The sequence below is a fragment of the Christiangramia qingdaonensis genome, from assembly GCF_048381525.1.
Lineage (GTDB): Bacteria > Bacteroidota > Bacteroidia > Flavobacteriales > Flavobacteriaceae > Christiangramia.
The window spans coordinates 39,797-49,255 of the sequence record NZ_JBLWIM010000018.1; the positions used below are offsets into that span (position 1 = coordinate 39,797).

The following is a 9,459-nucleotide window of genomic DNA, read 5'->3' on the forward strand; positions in this document are numbered from 1 at the left end:
AGTGACCAGTGATCTTCAGGACTGGAATGAACGCTACAAGCTTAAGCTCGATCCTAAAGAGGAGATCACAGCTCAAAGTATTGCTCTGAAAGATTTCTCAAACTCTTCTGGAAATTATAAAGGTGAAGACTTGAAAGCCATCGTTTTCTCTGTGCAGGGTGATTACAGTAACTATCAGGATTTTGCTCTCAATATCAAGAATCTTGTGTTCTCTGCAAGCGTGACCGTGAATGAGCCAGAACCTCTACCGGAGCCCGTGATTGATATTGCTGAATTAGACAGCCTTGTTCAGAAAAAAGCATATAATTATCCAAATCCATTTAAGACAGAAACCAGTGTAGTATTACCCATGGAAGCTGCAACTGCCGAGATCTATATTTACGATCTCACCGGAAAGATCATTTATTCCAAAATACACAACGACGTTCATACTAAAAATGAATTGCCTGTAAAATTGAGAGCAGTAAATCCAGGGGTTTACAAAGGTGTGCTCATCTTAAATGGCAGACATAAATTTACACTTAGTTTGTTGGTTACTCACTAAGTTTTTAGGTGGTTAGGTTGATAAGCCGGGGAGGGGTCCCCGGCTTATCGTTTTATACCTACTCCTCTACTCTTCTCCTCATAGTCTTCTGAATATTTTCTATCTTGTAATAACTTCAGAAAAAAAATGAAATGAATAAGATCCAGTTTTTAGGCTTAGTAGTTTTGATCTTCTCCGTTATTGGATTGTATTATACAGATGGATACGGTTTTATCCTGGGAATACTGGCAGGACTCTCGATTGGATGGCTAATCACTGGAAAATTCGTAGTCAGCAGCTCTAATAGAAGTCAGGTGTAGCAAAAGTATTTATTTGTGGTCTACATGGTTATACCAGTAATTTTAATTATTGACAGGCATTCACCAAAATAAGTGATACCTACAAGCTCTTATATAATACTTCTTCACAATAGCATTATCCTGCTTTCTCTGATATTTCTGAAGCATTTTAGATACCTAAAAAAATGTCAGCAATAGCATCCAGAATATTAATAGTAATATCGTGTAGGCTTAACTTGAAGATTAAATCCGGAGTTTTAAATCTTAAGGGTTCAGAGACCATTATTAATTTATAACTATTAAAAGTATAGAGAAGCCTGCCATAATCTCAAATGCTGAAAGAAGACTGTACAAACAACGTTATAGACATTAATTTCTTCGGAATTGTAGCTTTAGTAGAATCAGTATTCTTTCAAAACAAAGGAATGGCCAGATATGCGAGAAAAATTAGATCGTGCATAGCCCCTTCCGAAGTTCAGATGAACTACAAATTAAATAAAGAGAATATTATGAAGATTTCCGAAGTTGAACAGTATTAGAAAGCGAACAAAGGTGTTGACTTAAAGTTCCATTTTAAGTTGATACCAAATTCAGTATACGTAAAACCGGCAGCTGTAGCAGAGGCAATATTACTATGATTCCCATAGATACCTGCGATAAATCGATTGCTAATGTTGTATCCAATCTTTCCTTGTAATCGATAAGTGCCCTGTTTCTCATCATCTTCGATAAACTGAAACCCAGTGGCCGCAGTAATATCATAAGAAAACCTGGAATCTGGATCATTGCTTAAAAAGTTCAGGAAGATCTCGGTAGCATGAAATTGCTCCGGACTAAAATAGATAGTTGGCACCTGGTCCTTAAACTGTATGAACTGATAATTTAGTCCGCCTTTTAGAACTGGCTTTTTCAGGAAACTGTAATAGAAAGAAGTAAAAAGGAGATCACGGGTATTATCATCGCTTTGCTCGGTATGCAGATACTGCAGGTACCACCCAAGTCCATACCTGGTTGAGTAATTGTTATTCAGAAAGAAATGATTCCCGGCGATCTGCCTGTTTAGTAATTCGGCATTAAAATCCTGTATATCCCTGCGATAACCAATCTCCAGATCGTCTCTAACAAATGGTTTTAGCCCTGCAGCGATCTCACCTACAGCATTGGTATATTCTGTCTGGGAAGAATTTGCTTTTACAAAACCAGCATTAGCTCTCAATAACAAACCTGCACTCCATCGATACCTTGCAGCAAGATTGAACTGGTTGGAGGTAGCTTCAAGATCTGAATTTGTATTCATGGTCTCTCTAAAAGTATAGGCTCCAGAAACTTCCAGTTTTGTACTTAAAGGTAGTACCAGCCTAGTTGTTGAGGCAACGGCTTTGTTATCCCCGTTGTCGAAGGAGTAACTTATGTTCTCTTCCAGTAATGGCCTGTAGGTATTATTCAGTTTCGTAAGAAACTGTTGGGCATCCTGCTGATTCGTATAATATTCCAGTGTTTTTTCTGCAGCATCCTTCGCTTTAATGATCTCAGAATTTGCAAAATAGGCATTCGCTATTCCAAGATTTCCATCAAAAGAAGCTGAATCCTGAGCAAGTATCGCTTTATAGTTTTCGATACTATTTTTGAACTCGCCTGTATACATTCCCATACTTGCTTCCAACGCCAGAATACGGGATTCTTCAGGATATTTCTGCTTTAAATCTGTGATTAGATCTTCTGCCTGGGAGAACTTCCTATTCCAGGTCAAAGCCTGAACATACCGTTCTTCAGCATCCATTATACGTGCTTTATCAGAAGAGGTCTTTGCCAAATCAAAAGCCTTTTCAGCATATTTTAGAGCTTCCTTTTCGTCACCATCAATGTGGTAAGAAAGAGATATCCCGTTAAATGCCAGAATACTATCGTTCTTCGTTAGCGCCAGTTTCTCATAAACCTCCCTTGCCCCTGCTCCATTTTTCTGAATTAAATAGACGTTCGCTTTATTAAGCAAGCTTTCCTGATCCTGTTCATTCTCGTTCAGATTTTCATCCAGATAGCGAAGCGCAGTCTCATAGTTGCGGTTAGTTAAAAATTGATTGGCGTATCCCAGTCTGATATATTTTCTTGACAACATCGCGTTAGGATTTTGAGGCGATACTTCCAGCGATTTATTGATAAGATTTAATGCCTGTTCGTATTCCTTTAAATTACTTAGCGTATTGGCGTAACCTAATAAGGCTCCGAAATTTTCAGGATTTTCCTTTACCAGTTGCTTGTAGTAAACTTCTGCATCCTGATAATTCTTATTCCAGAGTAAAGATTCGGCATAATTAAGCTGAATCTCCAGGTCATGCGGATATTCTTTCAACAGACCACTAAATAGATCGTTCGCTTTTGATGGATCGTCATGCAATCCTACCGCCCGGGCATAACAAAGCCTGGCAGTTTTGTTTTCAGGATAAGTTTCAAGGATCTCTGAGAAAAAGTCTTTAGCCGCAGCGAATTCTCCATTTTCAAGGTAGCCAAAACCCTGCTCCATTTCCTGAGCGGTGGATTTCAATTGAAAAATAAGTAACACGAGTACAACTATTAAATATTTAAAATTCATGATTTGGGTGGTTAGATTGCTTGAAAGCAAGTTACAAACACATCTTCGATAATTCATCTACAGCAATCTGCCATTCATCGAAGCTTGCCTTTAATTCCCGGAATTAGAAACGATCTTAGCGGTAGTTAAGAACCGAAAAACTTAAAATTATGTCGCTAAATATCTATGAGAACGAAGGAGTATTTGAGTTACTCGGTAAGGTTTCATCATACAATGCTGAACAAGTTAAGAAATACTTTGAGATTATGCTGAAGTTGAAATCGAAAGCGATCATAAACCTTTCGCTGCTTGAGCAAATAGATGTATCAGGAGTTTATACGTTCTACGAATTATTGCTTCATGCGACCGCAGAAGGAAAATATCTAAGCTTTCAAGGTGCAAATAATCCCAACCTCCAGGCTGCTTTTCTAAATTCTGGTTGTAACCTATTTGACTTCAATTATTTCCAGCTGAGTGCCTAGAACCCCATAAAACCACCACCATGATCACCTTAAAATTATATAAACTAAATATTGTACTGCAACCCACCCAGGTTTTTATGATCAGTGCATTGATAGTTAACGTAGGTAACTATCTCTATAACCTTATTCTAGGAAGACTTCTGGGTCCAGAAGCATTTGCCGATGCTGCGATTCTTATCACATTTCTACTTATCCTGTCCTTTGTAGCCATGACGCTACAATTAAGCGTGGCCAAGTTCATTGGGACTTTTGATGGTAACAAAAAAGAAGCATTTCTAAAATACAGCAGGAAATGGAGTATTATCATAGGTGCTATTCTAGGCGCAGTGATCTTAATTGGAGCATCAGAATTACAGGCATTTTTCAATACAGGTTCTGCAACGATGTTCAGAATATTTGGAATGGGAGTTCCAGTTTATTTCCTCATGAGCGTCAACCGAGGGTACTTCCAGGGAGAGCAGGATTTTATAAAACTATCTATCACATACCAGGGAGAAATGTTAAGCAGATTACTCTTAACTCTTGCCTTTATTATGCTGTTACCCTTTCGTAGTTCAGAATTAGTAGCTCTTGGAATCCTGGTTAGTCTTGTTCCAGGTTTGTTACCTTATAAAAGAATTTCTGAAAAAGTGCTTCCTGCAATAAGTACTGCGGAATTGAAACATTTAAGGAAGTTCGTTGTGGTTACTGCCTTTTATGAACTTACCCAGATCCTTATTAATAACGGGGATATCCTATTGGTAAAACACTTTTTTGAAGCTCATGAAGCGGGTTTATACTCTTCACTGGCACTTATTGGGAGAGCGGTGTATTTTGTAGCCTGGATGTTCGTAATGCTTTTGCTGCCGGAAGTAGTTAAGCGGGAAAAAGAAGGTCTGGATACAAGCAGGTTATTCTTCAAATATCTTGGAATGATCACTTTTCTTGCGATTGCAATCGTAGTGGTGAATGCCATGTTTCCAGCTTTGATCATCAATATTCTATTTGGTGAGGCTTATGTAGAAGTTGCATCCTTGTTATGGAAATATGCCCTGGCTAGTTCATTATTTGCGATAGCTAACGTTTTTGTCTATTATTTCCTTTCTTTAGATAAATACCTTCCTGTACTACTCTCTGGAATTTTTGGACTACTTCAGCTAACGGTGATCTTCTTTCAGCATGAGAGCCTAGAAATGGTTGTGGAAGCACAAATCCTTGTAATGACACTTCTATTGATCGCACAGGGGATCTATTTTCTTTATCATATGAAACGATCTATTCGTCGAAACTAAACTTCAACCGAACGAAAATATCTTCAGTAAAGACATAAAGATGAGATCTTTACATAGAATCTAATTAAAACCACGATTATGAAACTTGCACTAATCACCGCTTACCCACCAAGCAAAGTAACCTTAAATGAATACGGTTATCATCTTGCAAAACAATTCGCGCAAAAACCTGAAGTGGACGAGCTTGTATTAATTACAGATCATACAAAGGAACCTAAACTAATAGACTTCAATACAGATAATTGTAAGGTAAGTGTCAAGGAATCGTGGAACTTCAATAGTTATAAGAACATATTTAGCATCTATAAGAATGTGGTAAAACAAAAGCCTGATGCTATACTTTTTAATCTTCAATTCATGAAATTCGGAGATAAAAAGATTCCTGCAGCTTTAGGACTTTTATTACCATTACTTTTCAGATTAAAAGGAATCCCTACGATCGTATTGCTTCATAATATCCTGGAGCAGGTAGATCTTGGAAACGCTGGTTTCACACAAAGTAAATTTCTTCAGAAAATATATAACATGATGGGAACTGGTCTAACCAGGGCACTGCTGCAGGCAGATACTGTTGCTCTCACCATAGGGAAATATGTAGATGTCATCAAGGATAAATATAAGGCAGAGAATGTGATACAGGTGCCTCATGGTTCTTTTGAAACACCGCCAGAACCAGATTTCGATCTTCCGGAAGGGCCTAAGAAGATTATGACCTTCGGAAAATTTGGGACTTATAAAAAAGTAGATATTCTTATTGAAGCAGTTGAAAAATTAAGAGCGAGAACAGACCAGGAACTGGAAATAGTGATCGCAGGAACAGATAGCCCGAATACTCCAGGATATCTTGCAGGAGTTATGAAAAAATATGATCACGTCAAAAATCTAACGTTTACTGGCTATGTAGAAGAGGAAGATGTTCCTGTAATCTTTGGAGAAAGTACTTTAGTGGCCTTTCCCTATACTTCCACTACAGGTAGTTCTGGAGTATTGCACCAGGCTGGTTCATACGGGAAAGCAGTTGTAATGCCTAATCTGGGAGATCTTGCCTTGCTGGTAGAGGAAGAGGGATATGTGGGAGAATTTTTTGAACCAGGTAATGTGAACTCACTGGCAGATTCTATGGAGAAGATCATAGAGAACGATCTCCACAGAAGAACAATTGGAGAAGTGAATTATGATGCGGCCTGCAGTTTGCCCATGGAGAAAATTGCTCAGCTTTATCTTGATGAATTTCAGAAACTCTTACGGGCTAAAATGAATTTAAATTTTGTTTGAATAGGTTGATTATTGGTTATTGGTTAGATGAAAAGGATAGAAAGAAATTTCTATCCTTTTTTATTTATACCTGAAACGAGCTGAATAATTTTCCTGCTCTGCTCATCTTTTCTGAAGTTGCGATGAATTACCAGAACAATGATCGACTTAAGTGATAATGTTTAATATAAATCAGCACGCTTTTGAGAGCCTATTCAATAAATTCGAAAGCTGGTTTCTTGTTCCCATCCAGATCAATAAAGCCAAAAGCCGTCTGTTTTTTCTTCCTCCAGGGCAGCGAACCGGCAACCTCACTTGGAATTTCAGGGAAGTCGTACAAAGTCCAGGAAACATAATGAATGTTTGCATTAGAGAATTGCTGTTGCATGTACTTATGATATTCTGCCTGCCCGGTTAGATCTGCACCAAATGGATTCCATAGACCATTATAGGAAGACAGCCCAAACTCCTGAACTACTATAGGTTTAGTCACTTGTTCTTTTAGTTCCTGATGGGAATCTATAAAATTCTCCATAGGCTCATAGAAATGATAACTTACCAGGTCTACCGTTTCATTTAGATTCTCAGCAGCCTTCGCACTGGACCAACCTATGGTAACTGGATGTCTTTGATCGACCTGTTTTACCTGGAAAGCCATTTCTTCCAGCCATTTCTTGACCAGTGACTCTCCTCTACTTTCGAAATCAAGATCTGGTTCATTCTTGAGATCCCAGGCTAAAAGTGCGGGATGATCTTTAAATTCATTTACAATTTGTCGCGCATGTTCATGAGTTAGGGTCCAGTCAAGTACAGAATAATCTCCGTAAAAATCGAACAGTGTCAGGATCACCTTTAGATCGTTACTATCTGCAGCATCCATCACTTTATGCAATTTTTCAAGTTTTGCGGGTTTAATACCTGCTTTACCAAAATCTTCGTAAGGTATAAACAGTCTCAAAGTATTTAAGCCTTCGTTTTTAAGTAATTCAAAATCATTATCTATAACCCCAATTTCGAAGTTCTCGCCATACATATCCCACGGACTATCCTGCGGATAGTAGTTCATGCCTTTGATCTGGAACTTCTTATTTTTAAAGTAAAGTTGATCGCCTTTAATATGCCAGTCGGCCTCTACTTCCAATTCAACATTTTCAAAATCTGATCTTACTTTCTTTATATGCCTAACTCTCCAGAATCCATCTTCCAGAAGCATCATGACTTTGTAGCTACTGGTGTCGATTTCCTCATCGATCAATTTTTCTTCGGAATAAGTTTGGCTAAACTGCCTCACCCTGCGATCTTCAAAAACCACGAGTTGTCCATCTGCACTATAAAAAAGCAATTTTGGATGGTGATTCGTTGTGGTTGTGGTGAATGAAAGATCATGGGCTTTATTGAAGTCTATGATGTTGTAAATATTTACCCTCGCAGAATCTGTATAATAATCTTCAACTCCAAATGTCTTATTGGAATGCAGTGCTAAATTCTTCACATACCAGCCGTTCAAATAATCTCGTTCGATCTCCTGCAAACTTTGATTTTCCATAGCTCTACCTTTGTAAGCGCTAGTATCCCACACTACTTCCGGTAGATACATACGCCTGCTTTTGATTTCGGTATGTAACATGGTAGATCTGCTTGCACCAGTATTTAGAAATCCCCAAACACTGCTAAGACCAAAAATGATCATCGCATTAACCGCGATAAATGTTAGGATCAGGATGGCACGGTATAGATTTTTGTTGAGCATTTTGTGCATTTACAGATCTATTTTTTTATGAACTCCCATAGTTTTCACAGAGATCACCCTAATATTCTCTAGTGCTATGGTCTTCGGGATTTTAAAGTTCGCTACTCCGTCCTGGGTTGGTACTTTCTCTTTATAGATATCTTCATTTTCCAGCACTATTTGGAAATGAACTTCTGCACCATCTGGTAGTGACTGGTTCATAAAACTTTTCAATGGACCTACTGTAATATTTCGATCGCTTATATCGTGAGGAATTTCGGTCAAAACTGGTTCAAATTCGATGCTTAACGAATTAGAAATGGCCATTCCAGTAACATTTGCCTGTATACTCCAGCTTCCAGCCTCTTCAGGATGAAGTAATTGCGCCGTAGCTACTCCGTTAATAGTGTTGGCACTTGTTTTTAATCTCAGCCCCTTTTCTGTTTCCACCACAAATTCTACGGAAGTTCCATCACTTACAATATTACCAAAATCATCGGTTATAGGTGATGTTATTAGCTGGGTAACCTGATTTCCATCAGCATGCAAATGCTCTGAATTTGTAGTAATGCTGAAGTCTGAAGCCAGTGAAGGATACACGTTACTAATCATTTCTTTACCTGCAACACCTTCTGCGGAAGTGGCTACCGTGATCTTACCTGCTTTTTCCCGGGTATTAATATTCTTCCAGGCAAACATATGTTCCATTTGAAAATCCTGCTGCCATAAACTACCCTGGAAAAATTCTGAAATATTAACTGAAGTTCCATCTGCCAGTGGATTATCCAGTGAATCTGTCGGAATACTAACCAGCATGGAAAAATCATCATAGCCAGCCTGTATACTACGCGGACCAAAATAAGTTTCGATCAACTTCGGAGTTGTTTGAGGTAAAATATTTATCTCACCAGACCTGGAACTTTTCTTATTTAAATATTTCCATCTCAGAATCCCGCTTTTATCAGACATAAACTTCGGGACTTTAAATACTGAATTGTTGGATTTTTCAGCTTTGATCGCTGTACTTCCGTAGGCATTTTTCAGTATAAGCAAGGCTTCAGCTGAAGTAGTATTGAAAGTGAGCAGTAATTCTTCCCCGGCCATACTCACTTCAGGAATAGATTCCGAAGAAACCACCGGAGTATCTTCAGAAATGATTCCGAAGAAAAAGATCAACATGAAGAATTGTTTCAGGTTCATTATTTTGGGTTTCCTACGTAATTATTCATTTCCAGTTTTATGGAACTAAACCCGGATCCTTCGATCTCTAGATTTGAAAGTTCTTGCTGTGATCGTACTCTTTCTGGCACAACTTTACGTGAAATATCAAGG

9 protein-coding genes are annotated in these 9,459 nt (G+C 38.3%); 6 read left to right on the top strand and 3 right to left on the bottom strand.

Annotated elements, in window-relative coordinates; genetic code table 11:
- The 3 genes from ACNI3T_RS14040 to ACNI3T_RS14050 all read left to right on the top strand — a co-directional run.
- The coding region (locus ACNI3T_RS14040) for a T9SS type A sorting domain-containing protein (RefSeq protein WP_418228361.1) at window positions 1-544 on the top strand (544 nt) is incomplete at its 5' end.
- A gap of 131 nt (window positions 545-675) precedes the next feature.
- Window positions 676-843: a hypothetical protein gene (locus ACNI3T_RS14045; RefSeq protein WP_418228362.1), complete on the top strand. Its 168-nt coding sequence runs from the start codon at window positions 676-678 to the stop codon at window positions 841-843.
- A gap of 311 nt (window positions 844-1,154) precedes the next feature.
- Entirely contained in the window at window positions 1,155-1,361 is a 207-nt protein-coding gene (locus tag ACNI3T_RS14050; RefSeq protein ID WP_418228363.1) for a hypothetical protein, read from the top strand.
- On the opposite strand, the gene ACNI3T_RS14055 is transcribed toward ACNI3T_RS14050, so the two are convergent.
- The gene (locus ACNI3T_RS14055) at window positions 1,358-3,412 is read right to left on the bottom strand and encodes a tetratricopeptide repeat protein (RefSeq protein WP_418228365.1); all 2,055 of its coding nucleotides are present in this window, start codon (window positions 3,410-3,412) and stop codon (window positions 1,358-1,360) included. The two genes, ACNI3T_RS14050 and ACNI3T_RS14055, sit on opposite strands and share 4 nt — an antisense overlap.
- A 149-nt stretch (window positions 3,413-3,561) precedes the next feature.
- Between ACNI3T_RS14055 and ACNI3T_RS14060 the strand changes: the two genes are divergently transcribed.
- From ACNI3T_RS14060 to ACNI3T_RS14070, 3 genes are all read left to right on the top strand, one after another.
- Window positions 3,562-3,873: an STAS domain-containing protein gene (locus ACNI3T_RS14060; RefSeq protein ID WP_418228366.1), complete on the top strand. Its 312-nt coding sequence runs from the start codon at window positions 3,562-3,564 to the stop codon at window positions 3,871-3,873.
- A 20-nt stretch (window positions 3,874-3,893) separates the two neighbouring features.
- The gene (locus ACNI3T_RS14065; protein WP_418228367.1) at window positions 3,894-5,144 is read left to right on the top strand and encodes an oligosaccharide flippase family protein; all 1,251 of its coding nucleotides are present in this window, start codon (window positions 3,894-3,896) and stop codon (window positions 5,142-5,144) included.
- 78 nt (window positions 5,145-5,222) lie between these two features.
- The gene (locus tag ACNI3T_RS14070) at window positions 5,223-6,419 is read left to right on the top strand and encodes a glycosyltransferase (RefSeq protein WP_418228369.1); all 1,197 of its coding nucleotides are present in this window, start codon (window positions 5,223-5,225) and stop codon (window positions 6,417-6,419) included.
- A gap of 190 nt (window positions 6,420-6,609) precedes the next feature.
- On the opposite strand, the gene ACNI3T_RS14075 is transcribed toward ACNI3T_RS14070, so the two are convergent.
- Complete coding sequence (locus ACNI3T_RS14075) at window positions 6,610-8,148, bottom strand: cellulase family glycosylhydrolase (RefSeq protein ID WP_418228370.1); 1,539 nt, start codon at window positions 8,146-8,148, stop codon at window positions 6,610-6,612.
- Between the two features lie 9 nt (window positions 8,149-8,157).
- Window positions 8,158-9,327 carry an invasin domain 3-containing protein gene (locus tag ACNI3T_RS14080; RefSeq protein WP_418228371.1) on the bottom strand — a complete coding sequence of 390 codons (1,170 nt, stop codon included), beginning with the start codon at window positions 9,325-9,327 and terminating at the stop codon, window positions 8,158-8,160.
- Between the last annotated feature and the right edge of the window lie 132 nt (window positions 9,328-9,459).

Coding starts and splice junctions, on each gene's coding strand:
- ACNI3T_RS14075 (WP_418228370.1), bottom strand. CDS start 8,148: ATGCTCAACAAAAATCTATACCGTGCCATCCTGATCCTAACATTTATC.
- ACNI3T_RS14050 (WP_418228363.1), top strand. CDS start 1,155: ATGCTGAAAGAAGACTGTACAAACAACGTTATAGACATTAATTTCTTC.
- ACNI3T_RS14045 (WP_418228362.1), top strand. CDS start 676: ATGAATAAGATCCAGTTTTTAGGCTTAGTAGTTTTGATCTTCTCCGTT.
- ACNI3T_RS14070 (WP_418228369.1), top strand. CDS start 5,223: ATGAAACTTGCACTAATCACCGCTTACCCACCAAGCAAAGTAACCTTA.
- ACNI3T_RS14080 (WP_418228371.1), bottom strand. CDS start 9,327: ATGAACCTGAAACAATTCTTCATGTTGATCTTTTTCTTCGGAATCATT.
- ACNI3T_RS14065 (WP_418228367.1), top strand. CDS start 3,894: ATGATCACCTTAAAATTATATAAACTAAATATTGTACTGCAACCCACC.
- ACNI3T_RS14060 (WP_418228366.1), top strand. CDS start 3,562: ATGTCGCTAAATATCTATGAGAACGAAGGAGTATTTGAGTTACTCGGT.
- ACNI3T_RS14055 (WP_418228365.1), bottom strand. CDS start 3,412: ATGAATTTTAAATATTTAATAGTTGTACTCGTGTTACTTATTTTTCAA.